General features: G+C 66.9%; 16 protein-coding genes and 1 other RNA gene. 10 read left to right on the forward strand and 7 right to left on the reverse strand.

Annotated features, from left to right (window positions below; all coding sequences use genetic code 11):
• Positions 1–9: 9 nt before the first annotated feature.
• On the reverse strand, positions 10–603 hold the full coding sequence (locus OXQ33_RS07320; protein ID WP_267434034.1) for a LemA family protein: 594 nt from the start codon (positions 601–603) through the stop codon (positions 10–12).
• Positions 604–710: 107 nt separating this feature from the next.
• Between OXQ33_RS07320 and mscL the strand changes: the two genes are divergently transcribed.
• The gene (mscL, locus tag OXQ33_RS07325) at positions 711–1,163 is read left to right on the forward strand and encodes a large conductance mechanosensitive channel protein MscL (RefSeq protein ID WP_267434035.1); all 453 of its coding nucleotides are present in this window, start codon (positions 711–713) and stop codon (positions 1,161–1,163) included.
• A 153-nt stretch (positions 1,164–1,316) separates the two neighbouring features.
• Here mscL and OXQ33_RS07330 read toward each other — a convergent pair whose 3' ends face one another.
• A complete protein-coding gene (locus OXQ33_RS07330) occupies positions 1,317–1,748 on the reverse strand; it encodes an Rrf2 family transcriptional regulator (RefSeq protein ID WP_267434036.1) in 432 nt (143 codons plus the stop codon).
• Between the two features lie 37 nt (positions 1,749–1,785).
• On the opposite strand from OXQ33_RS07330, the gene ssrA reads away from it, so the two are divergent.
• Positions 1,786–2,173: a transfer-messenger RNA gene (gene ssrA / locus OXQ33_RS07335) on the forward strand.
• 153 nt (positions 2,174–2,326) lie between these two features.
• On the opposite strand, the gene mutS is transcribed toward ssrA, so the two are convergent.
• Entirely contained in the window at positions 2,327–4,897 is a 2,571-nt protein-coding gene (gene mutS, locus OXQ33_RS07340; protein WP_267434113.1) for a DNA mismatch repair protein MutS, read from the reverse strand.
• A 283-nt stretch (positions 4,898–5,180) separates the two neighbouring features.
• On the opposite strand from mutS, the gene OXQ33_RS07345 reads away from it, so the two are divergent.
• Positions 5,181–7,439 carry an NADP-dependent malic enzyme gene (locus tag OXQ33_RS07345; protein ID WP_267434037.1) on the forward strand — a complete coding sequence of 753 codons (2,259 nt, stop codon included), beginning with the start codon at positions 5,181–5,183 and terminating at the stop codon, positions 7,437–7,439.
• Between the two features lie 80 nt (positions 7,440–7,519).
• Here OXQ33_RS07345 and OXQ33_RS07350 read toward each other — a convergent pair whose 3' ends face one another.
• Both OXQ33_RS07350 and pyk read right to left on the reverse strand, forming a co-directional pair.
• The gene (locus OXQ33_RS07350; protein WP_267434038.1) at positions 7,520–8,071 is read right to left on the reverse strand and encodes a GNAT family N-acetyltransferase; all 552 of its coding nucleotides are present in this window, start codon (positions 8,069–8,071) and stop codon (positions 7,520–7,522) included.
• Positions 8,072–8,633: 562 nt separating this feature from the next.
• Entirely contained in the window at positions 8,634–10,103 is a 1,470-nt protein-coding gene (gene pyk / locus OXQ33_RS07355; RefSeq protein ID WP_267434039.1) for a pyruvate kinase, read from the reverse strand.
• 71 nt (positions 10,104–10,174) lie between these two features.
• On the opposite strand from pyk, the gene OXQ33_RS07360 reads away from it, so the two are divergent.
• Both OXQ33_RS07360 and OXQ33_RS07365 read left to right on the forward strand, forming a co-directional pair.
• On the forward strand, positions 10,175–10,477 hold the full coding sequence (locus OXQ33_RS07360; protein WP_267434040.1) for a DUF1244 domain-containing protein: 303 nt from the start codon (positions 10,175–10,177) through the stop codon (positions 10,475–10,477).
• Between the two features lie 171 nt (positions 10,478–10,648).
• Positions 10,649–10,909 (forward strand): DUF2312 domain-containing protein, encoded by a 261-nt coding sequence (locus OXQ33_RS07365; RefSeq protein WP_037570224.1) that lies wholly within the window; start codon positions 10,649–10,651, stop codon positions 10,907–10,909.
• Positions 10,910–11,105: 196 nt separating this feature from the next.
• On the opposite strand, the gene OXQ33_RS07370 is transcribed toward OXQ33_RS07365, so the two are convergent.
• Positions 11,106–12,569, reverse strand: a complete 1,464-nt coding sequence (locus tag OXQ33_RS07370) for an ATP-binding protein (protein ID WP_267434041.1) — start codon at positions 12,567–12,569, stop codon at positions 11,106–11,108.
• Positions 12,570–12,640: 71 nt separating this feature from the next.
• Between OXQ33_RS07370 and OXQ33_RS07375 the strand changes: the two genes are divergently transcribed.
• The 4 genes from OXQ33_RS07375 to ruvA all read left to right on the forward strand — a co-directional run bounded on the left by OXQ33_RS07375 (position 12,641) and on the right by ruvA (position 15,400).
• Entirely contained in the window at positions 12,641–13,180 is a 540-nt protein-coding gene (locus OXQ33_RS07375) for a DUF1003 domain-containing protein (RefSeq protein ID WP_267434042.1), read from the forward strand.
• A gap of 27 nt (positions 13,181–13,207) precedes the next feature.
• Positions 13,208–13,951 (forward strand): YebC/PmpR family DNA-binding transcriptional regulator, encoded by a 744-nt coding sequence (locus tag OXQ33_RS07380; RefSeq protein ID WP_267434043.1) that lies wholly within the window; start codon positions 13,208–13,210, stop codon positions 13,949–13,951.
• A gap of 103 nt (positions 13,952–14,054) precedes the next feature.
• Entirely contained in the window at positions 14,055–14,573 is a 519-nt protein-coding gene (ruvC, locus tag OXQ33_RS07385; RefSeq protein WP_267434044.1) for a crossover junction endodeoxyribonuclease RuvC, read from the forward strand.
• 230 nt (positions 14,574–14,803) lie between these two features.
• Positions 14,804–15,400, forward strand: a complete 597-nt coding sequence (gene ruvA / locus OXQ33_RS07390; RefSeq protein ID WP_267434045.1) for a Holliday junction branch migration protein RuvA — start codon at positions 14,804–14,806, stop codon at positions 15,398–15,400.
• A 100-nt stretch (positions 15,401–15,500) separates the two neighbouring features.
• Here ruvA and OXQ33_RS07395 read toward each other — a convergent pair whose 3' ends face one another.
• Entirely contained in the window at positions 15,501–16,394 is an 894-nt protein-coding gene (locus OXQ33_RS07395) for a 2-hydroxyacid dehydrogenase (protein WP_267434046.1), read from the reverse strand.
• 170 nt (positions 16,395–16,564) lie between these two features.
• On the opposite strand from OXQ33_RS07395, the gene ruvB reads away from it, so the two are divergent.
• Positions 16,565–17,590: a Holliday junction branch migration DNA helicase RuvB gene (gene ruvB, locus OXQ33_RS07400; RefSeq protein WP_267434047.1), complete on the forward strand. Its 1,026-nt coding sequence runs from the start codon at positions 16,565–16,567 to the stop codon at positions 17,588–17,590.

The following is a 17,590-nucleotide window of genomic DNA, read 5'->3' on the forward strand; positions in this document are numbered from 1 at the left end:
GGTGATCGATCAGCTGCCGAAATTCACCTTGGGCGCATTCTCGGCCCCCGGCGTGGTCGCCTGATAGGGGGTGATCGGCTTGGCGCCGTAGAAGACCTTCGCCCCGATCGCGTCGGGGAAGGTGCGGATGCGGGTGTTATAGTCCTTCACCGCCGCGTTATAGTCGCGGATCGCGATGGTGATGCGGTTCTCGGTGCCTTCGATCTGGCTCATGAAGGTCTGGAAATTATCCTGGCTCTTCAGGTTCGGATAGGCCTCGACATTGGCGAGCAGCCGGCCGAGCGATCCGCTGAGCTGGCCCTGGGCCTGCGCGAATTGCTGCATCTTGGCGGGGTCGGAAATATCATCGGCGCTGACCTGTACCGAGGTCGCCTTGGCGCGCGCGTTGATCACCTCGGTCAGGATCGACTTTTCCGAGGCGGCGGCGCCCTTCACGGTCGCCTCCAGATTGGGGATCAGGTTGGCGCGGCGCTGATAGGCGGCCTGGACATCGGCCCATTTCGCCTTCGCATTTTCCTCCGCCGTGGGCACGCTGTTCATGCCGCAGCCGGACAAAGCGACGGCCATCACGACCGGGGTCAGGGCAAGAACGGGACGACGCATTCGAATATTCCTCCGTCAACTGTGTGGGCTATATAAGACGCCGTGGCAGCTTGGCGAAGGGGTAAAGCGACGATAGCATAAACTTCATCGGATAGAGGGAGTTGGCGATGCTCAAGGAATTTCGGGCCTTCATCGCGCGGGGCAATGTGCTGGACCTGGCGGTGGCGGTCATCATCGGGGCGGCGTTCAGCAAGATCGTCACTTCGCTGACCGACGATGTGTTGATGCCGGTGATCGGCAAGATCTTCGGCGGGCTGGATTTCTCCAGCTATTTCCTGCGCATGGGGACGATCCCGGCCAATTATGCGGGGTCGCTGAGCGACTATGCGGCTCTGAAGAAGGCGGGGGTCCCGCTGCTGGGATATGGTGCGTTCGTGACGCAGGCGGTGAACTTCGTCATCGTCGCCTTCATCATCTTCCTGCTGGTCCGCACCGTGAACCGCGCGACGACGCTGTTCGAGAAGGAAAAGGCGCAGGCGGCGGCGGAGCCCAAGGCCGAGCCGACCGATATCGCGCTGCTCCGCGAGATTCGCGACGAACTGCGCGCGCGGCGTTCTTGATTGAATTTCCTGAATCACCCCGGCGAAGGCCGGGGCCCAGATGCCACCAAGATCGTGGCGCGCCATGATGTTGCGTGGGAGGCACGTCATCCTTAACCGCAACTGGACCCCGGCCTTCGCCGGGGTGGCGCGGAGTTGGATGAGGTAAGGGAGTTACGCCGCCGCCAGCTTCTTGGCGGTGGCGTCGGCGAGGCTGGTGCCGTCCAGGATACGCGCCGTCTCGTCACGCACCCGCATCATCGCGTGGCGGATGGCGCAGTCGGCCTCGCTCTTGCAGTCGTTGCAGGGGCGATAGGCGGTGCGGCTGACACAGGGGACCAGCGCCAGGGGCCCCTCGATCGTACGGATGATGTCGCCCAGCGAGATCAGGTGCGCGGGCCGGGCGAGGCGATAGCCGCCCATCTTGCCCCGCTGGCTGTCGAGCAATTGCGCGCCCTTCAGATCGGCGAGGATCAGCTCCAGGAACTTGCGCGGCACATTCGCCTCGGTCGCGATTCGCGTCATCGAGGTCGGCGGCCCTGCGACAGGCATCTCCGCCAGGAACAGCATCGCGCGCAACGCATAACGGGACCGCTGGGTCAACATGCGCGCCTCCATGGACCCAAAATGGGGCGAGCGAAAGGCATTTGCGTAAAGTCCTTTGGCTTCCTATATCCGTCCGTGCCGGGTTTCACCCGGCTATGACGATAAACTGCGGCGAGTAATAGACGCAGCGGACCCGGGGGCAGTACCCGGCGGCTCCACCATAAAAGGTGGTGTATCTGGACACCGTTTCTGACGGGGCCGAACCAGGATCGACGTGTGTTGAAAAGCGCTGTTTTCGTTCGGAATGGGACCACCGCAACGGCCCATACTCACAAGTGCCAACGATAACGAAGCACTCGCGATTGCGGCGTAATTGAGGGCCTCACGGCCTGACATTACACCAAAATAGCGCGGTCGGACCCCACCGGGCAACAGAAGGGGAATCCAGCGGTACGGGGAGCACCGGGCAACAGAAGCTCCCCACTTTCGTGTTTTTATAGTTTCTGAGGGTTCAGCGTCCGCTTGGACCTGGTCCTTCCTCGGTTCGCACTGAGCGAAGTCGAAGTGCACGGGATGCGCTTGCGGCCGGGCGAGGAGCGTGGCCTTCGACTTCGCTCAGGCTGAACGGGGAGGGGGAATTACCCCTCCCGTGCCAGCGCCTTCAGCCGGTAGAGCGCGTCCAGCGCCTCACGCGGGGACAGGGCGTCGACGTCGAGTTTCTCCACCTCCGCCCGGATTGCGTCGCACTGCTCTTCTTCGATCTGCGCGGCGGCAGCGAAGAGGGGGAGGTCGTCCAGGCCCGCTGCCAGCCCGCCGGTCTTGGCGCGGCCCGCCTCCAGCTTGGCGAGCACCGCCTTGGCCCGCGCCACGGTCGCGGGCGGCATCCCCGCCAGCCGCGCCACCGCCAGGCCATAGGATCGGTCCGCCGGACCCTCCGACACCTCGTGTAGCAGGACCAGTTCGCCCTTCCATTCCCGCGCTCGGACATGGTGGAGCGACAGCGCCTCGCACCGTTCGGCCAGCCGGGTCAGCTCGTGATAATGGGTCGCGAACAGGCAGCGGCAGCGATTATCCTCATGGATCGCCTCCACCACCGCCCAGGCGATGGCCAGGCCGTCATAGGTGGAGGTGCCGCGCCCGACCTCGTCCAAGATCACGAAGCTGCGCGGGGTCGCCTGGGCTAGGATCGCGGCGGTCTCGACCATCTCGACCATGAAGGTCGAGCGCCCGCGCGCGAGATTGTCCGATGCGCCGACCCGGCTGAACAGCCGGTCGACCAATCCGATCTTCGCATGGGTCGCGGGCACATAGGACCCCGCCTGTGCGAGCACCGCGATCAGCGCATTCTGGCGGAGGAAGGTCGATTTACCGCCCATATTGGGGCCCGTCACCAGCCAGAGGCGCGAATTCTCCGACAACTGGCAGTCATTGGCGACGAACCGCTCGCCCGAGCGCGCCACCGCCGCCTCGACCACCGGGTGGCGGCCGCCGGTCACCTCGAAACAGGCGTGGTCGACCAGTTCGGGGCGGACCCAGCCGCCCTCGACCGCGCGCTCGGCCAGACCGCTCGCGACATCCAGCCGGGCGAGCGCGTCCGCCGTCGCGGCGATCCCCTCACGGGAAGCGAGCGCAGCGGCGGTCAATTCCTCCAGATGCGCGGCCTCGGCGGCCAGCGCATGGGCGCCCGCCTGCGCGACCTTGCTCGCGACCTCGTGCAATTCGGGCGTGTTGAAACGGACGACGCCCGCCAGCGTCTGGCGATGGGTAAAGCCCGAATCTGGCTTCATCAGCGCATCGGCCGCGCGGGCGGGCACTTCGACATGATAGCCGAGGACGCCATTGTGGCGGATCTTCAGCGCGGAGATGCCGGTCTTGTGGCGGAACTCGGCCTCCAGCGCGGCGATGGCGCGGCGGCCTCCGGCTCCGGCATCGCGCAGATCGTCGAGCGCCACGTCATAGCCCGCCGCGATATAGCCGCCCTCGCTGGCTTCGATGGGTGGGGAGGGGACGAGCGCGCGGCGGAGCAGGTCGATCAACGCACCGTGCCCGCGCAGGCGAGGCGTCGTCTCGCGAAGCAGCGGCGGGCCGTCGGCCAGTTGCTCGGACAGGGCCCAGGCCCCGTCGAGCCCGTCGCGCAACTGCCCCAGATCGCGTGGGGAACCCCGCCCCGCCGCGATCCGCCCGATCGCCCGGCCGATATCGGGCAGCGCTCGCAGCGCCGCGCGCAGGCGTTCGCGCAAGGCCGCATCGTCATGGAAATGCTGCACCAGGTCGAGCCGCGCCTCGATGGCGTCCCGGTCCATCAGCGGCGCGCCGATATCCCCCGCCAGCGCGCGGGCTCCGGCACCGGTCACGGTCCGATCGACCGCGTCGAGCAGCGAGCCTTTCCGCTGGCCGCTCGCCGTCTGGGTCAGTTCCAGGCTCTCGCGTGTCGCCGCGTCGATCGCCATCGCACCCGCCGCCTGCATCAATACCGGCGGCCGGAGGAAGGGCAGGGCGCCCTTGGCCGTATGGTCGAGATAGGCAACCAATCCACCCGCCGCCGACAGCCCGGCGCGGCTGAACTGGCCGAAGCCGTCCAGCGTCGCGACGCCGTAAAGCCGCTTCAACCGATCCTCGCCCTGGCCGCTGTCGAAGGTCGAAGAGGGGCGCAGCGTGGTCGCGGCATCGGCATGGGTCGCATTCTCCGCCGCGACCACTTCGGCAGCGGCGAGACGGGCGAGTTCAGCCCCCAGCGCGTCCGCCTTCACGTCGATCACCACGAACCGCCCGGTCGAGATATCGGCGGCGGCCAGCGCCACTGCGCCGCCCGCCTCGCCGAGGGCGACGCACCAATTGTCGGACTTGGCGTCGAGCAGCGCTTCCTCGGTCAGCGTACCCGCCGTCACCACCCGCACGATCCCGCGCGACACCAGCGCCTTGGACCCCCCGCGCGCCTTGGCCTCGGCGGGCGTTTCGGTCTGCTCGGCGATGGCGACGCGGTGCCCGGCCTTGATCAGGCGCTGCAGATAGGCGGTCGCGGCATGGACCGGCACACCGCACATCGGAATCTTCTCGCCCCCATGCTCGCCGCGCGAGGTCAGCGCGATGTCGAGCACCCCTGACGCGATCCGTGCATCCTCGAAGAACAGCTCGAAGAAATCGCCCATGCGGTAGAAGAGCAGGCAATCCTCGGCCTCGGCCTTCAACGCCAGATATTGCGCCATCATCGGGGTGGGGGTGGTCATCGAGGCACGTATTCCAGATTCGAAACGGTGGGGGCAAGGATGGGGCGAAGGGGATGGCGCGCTATAGCCGGGCCTCCACCGGCTGGCGAGGCTTGGTGCCGATGCTGCGGTGCGGCATCGGCACCAAGCCGGACAGCCTGGCTTATCCGGCAGATAATCCTGATGGTTGGAGGGCCGAAAGTGACGCGTGACAGGGTTGTCAGGCGGGGCCGAACGTTTAATGAGCCGTAGCGTCCTAATCATCACAGCATCGAAGGCCGCGCGCATGACCGACGAACCCACCGACCAGTTCTCCGAGCGCGAGGCCCTGCTGTTCCACTCCGAGGGACGGCCCGGCAAGATCGAGATCATCGCGTCCAAGCCGATGGCGACGCAGCGCGACTTGGCGCTGGCCTATTCGCCCGGCGTCGCGGTGCCCGTGCTCGCCATCGCCGAAGACCCCGCCACCGCCTATGACTATACCGCCAAGGGCAATCTGGTCGCCGTCATCTCGAACGGCACCGCGATCCTGGGTCTGGGCAATCTAGGTGCGCTCGCCTCCAAGCCCGTGATGGAGGGCAAGGCGGTCCTCTTCAAGCGCTTCGCCGATGTCGACTCGATCGATATCGAGCTGAAGACCGAGGATGTCGACCGGATCATCGACGCCATCGAGCTGATGGAGCCGAGCTTCGGCGGCATCAACCTGGAAGACATCAAGGCCCCCGAATGCTTCATCATCGAGCAGACCCTGCGCGAGCGGATGAACATCCCGGTCTTCCATGACGACCAGCATGGCACCGCGATCATCTGCGCGGCGGGACTGATCAACGCCTGCCTGCTGACCAAGCGGCGGCTGGACGAGATCAAGGTCGTCGTCAACGGCGCGGGCGCGGCGGCGATCGCCTGCACCGAGCTGATGAAGGCGATGGGCGTCCGGCACGAGAACGTCATCATGTGCGACCGCACCGGCGTGATCTATCAGGGCCGCGAGGACATCAACCAGTGGCAGTCGGCGCATGCCGCCGCCACCGATCGCCGCACCCTGACCGAGGCGCTGTCGGGCGCGGACGTGTTCCTGGGGCTTTCGGCGGCGGGCGCGCTGAAGCCCGAGATGGTCAAGGACATGGCGCCCTCGCCGATCATCTTCGCGATGGCGAACCCGGAGCCGGAGATCCGCCCCGAACTCGCCAAGGCGGCGCGCCCCGATGCGATCGTCGCGACCGGGCGTTCGGACTATCCGAACCAGGTCAACAACGTCATCGGCTTCCCCTTCATCTTCCGGGGCGCGCTCGACGTGCGCGCGACCGGCATCAATGACGAGATGAAGATCGCCGCCGCCAATGCCATCGCCGAACTGGCGCGCCAGCGCGTGCCCGAGGAAGTGGCGCTGGCATACGGCACGCAGCACACATTCGGTCCCGAGTACATCATCCCGGCTCCGTTCGACCCGCGCCTGATGGAGCTGGTCCCCTCGGCGGTGGCCAAGGCGGCGATGGATTCGGGCGTGGCGACGCGGCCGATCCTGGACATGGACGCCTATCGCCAGAAGCTGCGCGCGCGTCTGAACCCGACCACTTCGGTGCTGACGCTCGCTTACGAGGGCGCGCGAGCGCATCCGAAGCGCGTGTTGTTCGCGGAAGGCGAAGAGGAAGTCGTGCTGCGCGCCGCCATCGCCTTCAAGGAGGGCGGTTACGGCATTCCGGTGCTGGTCGGGCGCGACGATGTCTATGACCGATTGAAGGCGCTGGGCGTCACCAATCCGCAGGAATATGAAGTCCACAACAGCCGCACCTCGGAGATGGTGCCGCAGATGGTCGACTTCCTTTATGAGCGGCTCCAGCGGCGCGGCTATCTGCGTCGCGATGCCGAGCGGATGATAAACCAGGACCGCAACATCTTCGGCTCGGTGATGCTGCAACTGGGGCAGGCCGATGCGATGATCACCGGCATCACCCGTACCTATGCGCAGAGCTTCCGCGAGATTCGCCGGGTGATCGACCCCGTCGACGGCAAGGTGCCCTTCGGCATCCATCTGCTCGTCGGGCAGAGCCACACCGTCTTCATCGCCGATACCACGGTCAACGAGCGTCCCTCCGCCGAGGAACTGGCCGACATCGCCGAGCGCACCGCCGCCGTCGCGCGGCGCATGGGGCATGAGCCGCGCGTCGCTTTCCTGTCCTATTCAACCTTCGGCAACCCGGAAGGCCAGTGGATCGACAATATCCGCGACGGCGTGGCGGTGCTCGACCAGCGGCAGGTCGGCTTCGAATATGAAGGCGACATGGCCCCCGACGTCGCGCTGAACCCCAAGCAGATGGCGAACTTCCCCTTCTCGCGCCTGTCGGGTCCGGCGAACGTCCTGATCATGCCGGGGCTTCAGTCGGCCAATATCTCGGCCAAGCTGCTGCGCGAACTGGGCGGCGACTCGATGATCGGCCCGATGCTGATCGGCATGGAAAAGCCTGTGCAGATCGCGCCGATGACTTCGACCGCGGGCGATCTGGTGACGCTGGCGGTGCTGGCGGCGGGCGGCATCGCGCGCTGATTTTCATCGGACGGTACGGAAAGGGCCGGGCGGCGCGGGTTGCCCGGCCCTTTTTCGTGCGTAGGTTCGGTCCGAAGGGATCAGTCGGGCGCCGTCCACGCCGTGGGACGCTCCAGGATCATCCTCACCGCCCGGACATCGCCACCGATCGCCACACAGGGTCGCAGGATGCGGCCCGTTTCGACGAAACCCAGCTTGGCAAGCACCCGGCCCGAGGCGGGATTATCGTCGAAATATTCCGAGGTCAGCGCGGGAAGGCCGAGATGGTCGAAGCCGAAGGCGATGACCGCCCGCGCGGCCTCGGTCATCAGGCCGTGTCCCCAATGCGCGGGCGCCAGCCAATAGCCGAGTTCGGCCGTATCGGCATGCTCCTGCGGTGTCAGCCCGACCACTCCCGCCAGATGATCCGAACCGCGAAGGGTGATCGCCCATACCCATTCCGCAGGCACGATCCGCTCCAGAAAAAATCGGGCATCGTCCGGGGTATAAGGATACGGCACGCGCGCCAGCCGACGCGCGACGTCCCAGACTCCCACCGCGTTTACGATGGCGTCGACATCGCGATCCGCTGGCCGGCGTAGCGACAGTCGCTCCGTTTGCAGGTCGGGGCGGTGATCGAGGAGTCGGGGCATGACAGGCTTTCTGCAAGGCATCGGTCCGGATCATGCCTTCGCGATTCGCCTTTGCCGAGGGGCGTTCTTTCCGACCTTTATAGGAAGGGCACCCTGGGTAGATCGACTCTCATCGAAATCGGAATTCAAGCGAAGCCGCCTTTTTGCGCGCGGAGGCGCGGAGGACGCAGAGAAATCATGCTCGCGCGGCGGTGCCCCTCACTGATCGTCAGACGAAGAAGGAACCACTGTCGCCCTAGGCACGACATCTCTGCGCCCTCCGCGCCTCCGCGCGAACATAATCTTCGCGCCTTCGCGTCTTCGCGTGAGAATGATTTCCGATCGGCCCTGAGACAGTTTCACCACGTCCGCTTCGCGAGAGGCGGTCTGTGCAGAATGGTGCAGGGGTGTCCCCGTATCGAGAACGCGACACCCCTCCGTCAGGCCTGACGGCCTGCCACCTCCCCTACAAGGGGAGGAATGGATGAATGTCGATCCGCCCTAAAAAAAGGGCGGCAAACGCATCTCCGCGCCGCCGCCCCTTTGTCCGTCCGATCGCCCGCGCACCGCACGGGCTCGGCGCTTACGCCTCGCTGCGATCGCCGTAATTGGCGAGTTCGTCGCCCATGATGCGGGTGACGTGCAGCACATTGGTCGAACCCGGCGTGCGGAAGGGGACGCCCGCCATCAGCACGACCTGGTTGCCCGCCTCGGCGATGCCGTGGCGCAGCGCCATGCGCTTGGACTTGGCGACCATCTCCTCGAAGGATTCGACATCGCGGGTGTGGACCGCATGCGCGCCCCAAAGCAGACCCAGACGACGCGCCGTCTCCAGCTGCGGCGTCAGGACCAGCAGCGGCACCGAGGGACGCTCGCGCGCGATGCGGCGCGCGGTCGAGCCGCTGGTGGTGAAGCAGATGATCGCCTTGGCCGACACGGTGTTGGTGATGCTCGCCGCCGCCTCGGCCAGCGCGTCGGCGGTGGTCGGGTCGGGGGTCATCGCGGTGAAGTGGATGCGCTCGCCATGGCCGGGGTCGTTCTCCACCGACACGCCGATCGCGTTCATCATCGCGACCGACTCCACCGGCCACGCACCCGCCGCCGATTCGGCCGACAGCATGATCGCGTCGGCGCCGTCATAGATGGCGGTCGCCACGTCCGACACTTCGGCGCGGGTGGGCGAGGGGCTCTGGATCATCGATTCGAGCATCTGGGTCGCGACGACAACCGGGCGGCCCATGCGGCGCGACACCTCGACGATTCGCTTCTGGAGCGGCGGCACGGCCTGGGGCGGCAGTTCGACGCCCAGATCGCCGCGCGCGACCATCACGCCGTCGCACTGCTCGACAATCTCTTCCAGCCGGTCGATCGCCTGCGGCTTCTCGATCTTGGCGAGCAGCGCGGCACGCCCCTTGATCAGCCCGCGCGCCTCCATCAGATCCTCGGGCCGTTGGACGAAGGACAGCGCGATCCAGTCCACGCCCTGCTCGACCGCGAAGGCCAGGTCCGACCGATCCTTCTCGGTCAGCGCGGCCATGGGCAGCACCACGTCGGGGACGTTCAACCCCTTGTTGTTGGACAGCGCGCCGCCCACCTCGACCAGCGTGGTGATCTTCTGGTCGTCGTGGAACGCCACGCGCAGCACCAGCTTGCCGTCGTCGAGCAGCAGGCGCGCGCCCGGCTCGATCGCGGCGAAGATTTCCTTGTGGGGCAGCTCGACACGAGTCGCGTCGCCCGGCGTCGGGTCGCGGTCGAGGATGAAGGTGCTGCCGGTTTCCAGCATGACCTTGCCCTCGGCGAACTTGCCGACGCGCAGCTTGGGGCCCTGAAGGTCGGCGAGGATCGTGGTCGGACGGCCGAACCGCTCCTCCAGCGACCGGATGGCTTGAATCAGCGGAACCTTGGACTGCTGGTCGCCATGGCTCATATTGATTCGGAAGGCGTCGGCCCCTGCCTGAAACAGGGTGGCGATCGTTTCGGGATCGCTGCTGGCCGGGCCGAGCGTGGCAAGAACGCGGACTTTTCGCGAACGCGGTGGGAGGGCCTGGGTCATGTTACATCCTGCTTCTTTGCTGTCTGCGTCCTAAAGCCTAATGCGGCACGATCAACCTTGGAGCGATGAATATGGGCGATGCGGCGGATGCGTTGAATGCAATCGATGACGAGGCGGCAGCGGCGGCATTTCGCCGGCTGGTCCTGCACCTGCGGCACCGCAGCGACGCCCAGAATGTCGATCTGATGGGCCTGGCGGGCTTTTGCCGAAACTGCCTGTCCGACTGGGTCGGCGAGGCGGCGGGAATCGACAAGGCGAGCGCGCGCGAGGCGATCTATGGCATGCCTTACGACCAGTGGAAGGCGCAGCATCAGGGCGAGGCGAGCCCGGAGCAGCTGGCCCGGATGGCCGAAAGCGTGAAGAAGAACGCCTGACGAACGAGCGCGCTTGAGCCCGGCGACGGAAGCGCCTAGACCCACCGCCGATCCCGACATGGGGCCCGATCCGGCCGCGCCAGACCGACCTTCGTTTCACCGACGAGGGGCGTCCGAGCCGCGACATGATCGGCCTCATAGGGGCATATCGGTATTCAGAGGGTTAAGACGATGGCGGACGAGAATTTCGACAGCAGCGGCAATGTGACGGCGGACGAACTGCGCCTGCTGATCGAACGCGCGGAGCGACTGGAAGAAGAGAAGAAGGGCATTTCGGACGACATCAAGGACGTCTTCGCCGAAGCCAAGGCGCGCGGGTACGACCCCAAGGCGATCAAGAAGATCATGGCCATCCGCAAGAAGAAGCGCGAAGAATATCAGGAAGAGGAAGCGATCCTCGAAGTGTATATGAAGGCGCTGGGCATGATCTGATCCCGGTTTCGGGTTCGGAGATGCGAAGGGCGGCGGGGCTTCTGGCTCCGTCGCCCTTTTTGTTTGGCGGGCGGTGGAACGTGGCTTTCGACTTCGCTCAGGCTGAACGGAGGGGGGATATTGTGGCCGCGCGGGAGATCGCCTGCGACCCCAACCCCCGTTCAGCCTGAGCGAAGTCGAAGGCCAAGGGCAAAGCTCACCCCATCTCCGCCGCTTGAGTCGTCCAGCCCAGCCGCGGAATCGTGATTGACCGCTTGCCCGTCAGGTCCGTTCGGCACACGAACAAGTCGCGGCTCTCGATATAGGCGATCAGCCGCTTCACCCGGCCGAGTGAACTGGTGCCATAGGTCTCGGCAATTTTGGTATCCGGCGGGCAGGGCAGGCCCTCGCGTGCCGCCCGCGCGACCAGCAGGAACGCGCCCAGCATGTCGTCGGGCAGCATCGCGGCCAGCGCCAGCGCCTCCTGCCAGTCGGGATCGTTGACGTCGAAAATCCCCGCCCGCGCGCAGGATAGCCGCCGGGCGAAGCCGTTCAGGTCGAGCGGCGGTCGGGCGAGGCCCGCCATCCGGCACCGCACCTGGAAATCCTGGAACAGAACCGAGGCGGGGCGGAAGGTCGATTCGGGGTCTTCGACGATGGCGCGGAGCACCTGTTCGTAGATCGCCTCGACTTCGCCCTCGTCCATCTCGGGCGCGGGCGGCGCGGCGGTGGTCGGCAAAGGCGGGCGGCCGAGATCCGCCATCAACTCCTCGGCGGGCACCCGGCGCGGGCGCGGGTCGAAGGTCATGGGTAGCGTCGGCGCTTCCTCGACCGGCGCGAAGAGCAGTTCCTGCAGGTCCGGCGGCGGCGCGTCGGGCAGGGGGGTCAGCTTGGGGCTGCCCGAACGGGCCGAGGTCTCGACCGCGCCGATCTTCACCGTGATCGGCCGCCGCGACACCGCCGGGCCCAGCGCCAGGAAGGTCCCGCGCGCCAGGTCGCGGATCGAGTCGGCCTGTCGCCGCTCCATGCCCAGCAGATCGGCGGCGCGCGCCATGTCGATGTCGAGGAAGGTCCGGCCCATCAGGAAGTTGGACGCCTCTGCCGCGACATTCTTGGCCAGCTTGGCGAGTCGCTGGGTCGCGATCACCCCGGCCAGCCCGCGCTTGCGCCCGCGACACATCAAATTGGTCATGGCGGACAGCGAGGCGCGGCGGACCTCCTCCGACACTTCGCCCCCCGTCGTGGGAGCAAACAACTGCGCCTCGTCCACAACTACCAGCGCCGGATACCAATGCTCGCGCGGGGCATCGAACAGCGCGTTGAGGAAGGTCGCGGCGCAGCGCATCTGCCCTTCGATCTCCAGCCCTTCCAGGCTCAGCACCACCGAGGCCCGGTGTTCGCGAATCCGCGAGGCGAAGCGCCCGACCTCACGTTCGGCATAGTCGCCCGCCTCGATCACGACATGGCCGTACGCCTTGGACAGGGTGACGAAATCGCCTTCGGGGTCGATCACGACCTGCTGCACCTGGCCCGCCGATTTCTCCAGCAACCGGCGCAGCAGATGCGACTTTCCCGATCCCGAATTGCCCTGCACGAGCAGGCGGGTCGCCAGCAGTTCCTCAAGATCGATCGGCACCGACGAGCCACGCTCATCGGTTCCCATATCCACGCGTACCGTCATGACTCTGGCGTTTGGCCGATCAACGCCCCAAGGAGCAAGGCATTTGATTCTCCAAGCGGAGCGCTCCCCTTATGGCTTTGTCGACCGCCGCCGAAATCGCCCGCCGGACACTCGGCAAGCCCGCGCACGAACTGGACGAGGAAGAAGCCCAGGTCATCGCCGATATCGAGTCGGGCCAGCTCAGCGCGCGCGACGCCGCCGATGTCGCGGACGAGACCTCGACCTGGGGCGAGAAGCTGGCCGACCGGGTCGCGGCGGTCGGTGGCAGCTGGGGCTTCATCATTGCCTTTTCGGTGATCCTGCTAGGCTGGATGCTGCTCAACTCGGATGTGCTCAGCCATTTCGGGCTGGCGTTCGATCCGTACCCTTACATCTTCCTGAATCTGATGCTCTCGACGCTGGCCGCGATCCAGGCGCCGGTCATCATGATGAGCCAGAACCGGCAATCGGCCAAGGATCGGCTGGCGGCGAGTCTGGACTATCGCACCAATTTGCGGGCCGAGATCGACATCCTCCGGCTGCACCACAAGCTCGACAATGCGGTCACCGAACGGCTCGATACGCTGGAGGCGAAGATCGACGGGTTGGCAAAGGCCCTTGCGCGGTCGTAGAGAGCGCGATCATTTTACGAGGCACCGATGGCAGGCCACAGCAAATTCAAGAACATCATGCACCGCAAGGGCGCGCAGGATAAGAAGCGCTCGGCGGCATTCTCCAAGCTTTCGCGCGAAATCACCGTCGCGGCGAAGATGGGCACGCCCGACCCGGACATGAATCCGCGTCTGCGCGCCGCCGTCAACGCGGCCAAGGCGGCGTCGATGCCCAAGGACAATATCGCGCGCGCGATCGACAAGGCCTCGCGCAACGACGGCGAGAATTACGAGGAAGTGCGCTATGAGGGCTTCGGCCCCGGCGGCGTCAGCCTGATCATCGAGGCGCTGACCGACAATCGCAACCGCACCGCGACGAACGTGCGCACCGCGGTGTCGAAGAATGGCGGCAATCTGGGCACTGCCGGTTCGGTCAGCCATGGCTTCGACCGGATGGGTCTGATCAACTATCCCGCCAGTGTGGGCGACGCCGAAAAGGTGTTCGAGGCGGCGCTGGAAGCCGGTGCCGAGGACGTGACCTCCACCGAGGACGGCCACGAAATCTGGACCGCGCAGGCAGACCTGCACGAAGTCGCCAAGGCGCTGGAGCCCGTGCTGGGCGAGGCGGAGGGCGCCAAGCTCGCCTGGCGGCCGCAGACCATGGTCGCGGTCGACGAAGCGGCGGCGGCGACCCTGTTCAAGCTGATCGACACGCTGGACGATGACGATGACGTCCAGACCGTCTGGGGCAATTATGAAGTCTCCGACGAAGTGATGGAAAAGCTGGCCTGACCCATTCCTCCCCAGGCTCTGCCTGGGGAGGGGGACCGCGCGGCAGGGCTGCGTGGTGGAGGGGCTGGGCCGCACATACTGACCCCTCCCGAAAGCCCCGATAATGACCCCACCTCCCGCCATCATCCTCGGCCTCGACCCCGGTCTCGGCACCACCGGCTGGGGGGTGATCGCGGTGGAGGGCAACCGGCTGCGCCATGTCGCCAACGGTCAGATCAAGACCGAACCGTCGATGGTGCTGCCGCGACGCCTCGCGAACCTGCACGCCGCTTTGTACGATGTGATCCGCCAGCAACAGCCCGATGGCGCGGCGGTCGAGGAGGTGCTGGGCAACAGCAATGCGCAATCGACGCTGAAGCTGGGCCAGGCGCGCGGCATCGTCCTGCTCGCGGCGGCGCAGGCGGGGCTGATCGTCGGCGAATATCACCCCAGCATCGTCAAGAAGGCGACGGTCGGCACCGGCGGCGCGGACAAGAAGCAGGTGCAGGCGATGGTCGGGCATTTGCTGCCCGGCGTGAAGCTGACCGGGCCCGATGCGGCGGATGCGCTGGCGGTGGCGATCACCCATGCGCACCATCTGGCCAGCGCACGGGCGATGCAGCGACGGGCTTCGGCGGTTTAGCGTCGTCGTCGGCGAGGGGCTTGCGGCGAGGCCCTCCCCCATCCCCTCCCGCCTGCGGGAGGGGCGTGCCAGGGTTCAACCATAGGAATCCTTCGCGGGCGCTCCGAACGCCGCCCGGTAACGCACCCCTCCCGCAGGCGGGAGGAGATGGGGGAGGGGCCCAGCCAAGCAGCCACCCACCCAACGATAACCCCCGTGACCAATCCCCCCTTTTGTTCTAACCCACTCGCATGATCGCGCATCTCAAGGGACGTTTGGACTCCACCGGCATCGACCATGCTGTCATCGACGTCGGCGGCGTCGGCTATCTGATCGGCGCTTCGGCGCGCACCTTGTCCGCCATCGGGCCGGTGGGCGAGGCGGCGATGCTGCATACCGAGATGCTGGTGTCCGAGGATTCGATCCGGCTGGTCGGTTTCGCCAGCGCCGATGAGCGCGACTGGTTCCGGTTGCTGACCGGCGTGCAGGGCGTGGGATCACGGGTGGCGCTGGCGATCCTGTCGGCGCTGGAGCCCGCCGACCTGATGCGCGCCATCGCCAGCGGCGACAAGGCGATGGTCGCGCGCGCGAACGGGGTGGGCCCCAAGCTCGCCCAGCGGATCGTGATGGAGTTGAAGGACAAGGTCGGCGGGATCGTGCTGGCACCGGGATCGGGTGGCGTCGCGGCGCCGGTCGGGGCGGGGGCGGACGCGGTGTCGGCGCTGCTCAACCTGGGCTTCCGCCCCGCCGAGGCGAGCGCGGCGGTCGCGGCGGCGGAAGAGGAATTGGGGGCGGCGGCCTCGCTGGACGCGCTGGTCCGGTTGGCGTTGCGCAAGGCGGCCAAGTAAGGGGCGTGGGCTTCGACTTCGCTCAGCCTGAACGGAGGTTTGGAAGGCCTTATCCCGCCAGCCGTTCAGGCTGAGCGAAGTCGAAGCCCAAGGGAGTCCCTCACCCCAGCAACCCCGGCACCTCCCGCCCCGCGAAATGCGCCTCCAGATTCGCAATAACCATCGCCGCCATTTCCGCCCGTCCTTCGCGCGTCGCGCTGCCCTGATGCGGGGCGAGCACGACATGATTCATCCGGCGCAGCGCGGGCGGGACATCGGGTTCGTCGGTAAAGACATCCAGCCCCGCCCCCGCGATCCGGTGCGTCTCCAGCGCGGCAATCAGCGCGTCCTCATCGACCAGGCTTCCCCGCGCGATGTTGACCAGCACCCCGTCCGCGCCCAGCCCGTCCAGCACCTCGGCATCGACGACCCCGCGCGTCTCCGCGCCGCCCGGCGCGGCAAGGATCAGCACGTCGCTTTCCGCCGCCAGTCGCACCAGCTCGGGCACGAAGCGCCACGTCACCGGCTTTTCCGAACGGGCGGTGTAGAGGACTTCCCCGGCAAAAGGCTCGGCGCGTTTCGCAATGGCCTGGCCGATCCGGCCCAGCCCGAAAATCCCGATCCGCCGACCGCTCGCGCGCCGCCCCAGCGGCACGGTCCAATTGCCCATCCGCAGTGCCCGGTCGTTCGCCGCGATCCGCCGCTCCACCGCCAGCCACAGCGCGATAGCCTGATCCGCGACATCCTCGGTCAGCGCATCGGGGGTGATCGCGATGCGGATGCCCCGCGCGGCGGTCGCCTCCCGGTCGATGCCGTCGAAGCCGACGCCGTTCACCGCGATGATCTGCAATTCCGGCAAGCGGTCGAGCAGCGCGGCGTCGACGGTCATCATGCCGCCGCCGACGATGGCGCGCGTGGTCGCGGGCGGCGTATCGCGGTGGAGCGTAAAGCGTTCGGCCAGCGCGATTTCCAGGGCGGGCGGAATGGCGGTCGCCAGATAAATGTCCTGCGGCATGGCGCCGAGCTTAGCGCGATTTTCGGCCCAAGTCCGCCATCCAGGTTGGCAAGTGCGCCATGGCCGCTGTCCCTGTGGCCCATCCGCTGCTATGTTCGTGCAATGTTCGCCGATACCGTCATGATCCCGATGCTCGACAGGCCCGTCATCCTCTCGCTAGGGCCCATGTCGTGACCGACCAAGACCGCCTGTTGTCCGCCAGCCGCCGTCCCGAGGATGTCGACGCCGCGCTTCGCCCCAAGAGCCTGGACGAGTTCGTCGGGCAACAGGCGGCGCGCGACAACCTGCGCGTCTTCATCCAGGCGGCGCGCGGGCGCGGCGATGCGCTCGACCATGTGCTGTTCTTCGGGCCGCCCGGCCTGGGCAAGACGACGCTGGCGCAGATCATCGCGCGCGAGATGGGCGTGGGCTTCCGCGCGACCTCCGGCCCGGTGATCGCCAAGTCGGGCGACCTAGCCGCGCTGCTCACCAACCTCGAGGACGGCGACGTCCTGTTCATCGACGAAATTCACCGGCTGCAACCGGCGGTCGAGGAAGTGCTGTACCCGGCGATGGAGGACCGCGTCCTCGACCTGATGATCGGCGAAGGGCCGTCGGCGCGGAGCGTGCGGATCGATCTGCCGCGCTTCACGCTGGTCGGTGCGACGACGCGGCAGGGGCTGCTGACGACGCCGCTCCGCGACCGTTTCGGCATCCCGGTGCGCCTGCAATTCTACACGGTCGAGGAACTGACCCGCGTGGTCATCCGCGCCGCGCGCCTGCTCGACCTGCCGATCGCCGAAGACGGCGCGATCGAGGTCGCGCGCCGGTCGCGCGGCACACCGCGTATCGCCGGGCGGCTGCTGCGCCGGGTGCGCGACTTCGCCACCGTCGCAGGGCATGAGATCGTCCATGCGGCCGCCGCCGACCAGGCGCTCAACCGGCTGGAGGTCGATGCGCTGGGTCTGGACGCGATGGACCGCCGCTATCTGACGATGATCGCCGATGTCTATCGCGGGGGGCCGGTAGGGGTGGAGACGCTGGCCGCCGGTCTCTCCGAACCGCGCGACACGATCGAGGAGGTGATCGAGCCGTATCTGATCCAGCTCGGCCTGCTCGCGCGGACGGCGCGGGGGCGTATCCTGAATGCCGGGGGGTGGAAGCATCTGGGCCTGAACCCGCCGGTCGGATCGCAGGATGGGTTGTTCGATCTCTGA

Source organism: Sphingomonas sp. GM_Shp_1, from assembly GCF_026540895.1.
GTDB lineage: Bacteria > Pseudomonadota > Alphaproteobacteria > Sphingomonadales > Sphingomonadaceae > Sphingomonas.

Excerpts from the sequence above, each read along its gene's own strand:
- OXQ33_RS07320 (WP_267434034.1), bottom strand. The coding sequence starts at position 603 with ATGCGTCGTCCCGTTCTTGCCCTGACCCCGGTCGTGATGGCCGTCGCT.
- mscL (WP_267434035.1), top strand. The coding sequence starts at position 711 with ATGCTCAAGGAATTTCGGGCCTTCATCGCGCGGGGCAATGTGCTGGAC.
- OXQ33_RS07330 (WP_267434036.1), bottom strand. The coding sequence starts at position 1,748 with ATGTTGACCCAGCGGTCCCGTTATGCGTTGCGCGCGATGCTGTTCCTG.
- mutS (WP_267434113.1), bottom strand. The coding sequence starts at position 4,897 with ATGATGGCGCAATATCTGGCGTTGAAGGCCGAGGCCGAGGATTGCCTG.
- OXQ33_RS07345 (WP_267434037.1), top strand. The coding sequence starts at position 5,181 with ATGACCGACGAACCCACCGACCAGTTCTCCGAGCGCGAGGCCCTGCTG.
- OXQ33_RS07350 (WP_267434038.1), bottom strand. The coding sequence starts at position 8,071 with ATGCCCCGACTCCTCGATCACCGCCCCGACCTGCAAACGGAGCGACTG.
- pyk (WP_267434039.1), bottom strand. The coding sequence starts at position 10,103 with ATGACCCAGGCCCTCCCACCGCGTTCGCGAAAAGTCCGCGTTCTTGCC.
- OXQ33_RS07360 (WP_267434040.1), top strand. The coding sequence starts at position 10,175 with ATGGGCGATGCGGCGGATGCGTTGAATGCAATCGATGACGAGGCGGCA.
- OXQ33_RS07365 (WP_037570224.1), top strand. The coding sequence starts at position 10,649 with ATGGCGGACGAGAATTTCGACAGCAGCGGCAATGTGACGGCGGACGAA.
- OXQ33_RS07370 (WP_267434041.1), bottom strand. The coding sequence starts at position 12,569 with ATGACGGTACGCGTGGATATGGGAACCGATGAGCGTGGCTCGTCGGTG.
- OXQ33_RS07375 (WP_267434042.1), top strand. The coding sequence starts at position 12,641 with ATGGCTTTGTCGACCGCCGCCGAAATCGCCCGCCGGACACTCGGCAAG.
- OXQ33_RS07380 (WP_267434043.1), top strand. The coding sequence starts at position 13,208 with ATGGCAGGCCACAGCAAATTCAAGAACATCATGCACCGCAAGGGCGCG.
- ruvC (WP_267434044.1), top strand. The coding sequence starts at position 14,055 with ATGACCCCACCTCCCGCCATCATCCTCGGCCTCGACCCCGGTCTCGGC.
- ruvA (WP_267434045.1), top strand. The coding sequence starts at position 14,804 with ATGATCGCGCATCTCAAGGGACGTTTGGACTCCACCGGCATCGACCAT.
- OXQ33_RS07395 (WP_267434046.1), bottom strand. The coding sequence starts at position 16,394 with ATGCCGCAGGACATTTATCTGGCGACCGCCATTCCGCCCGCCCTGGAA.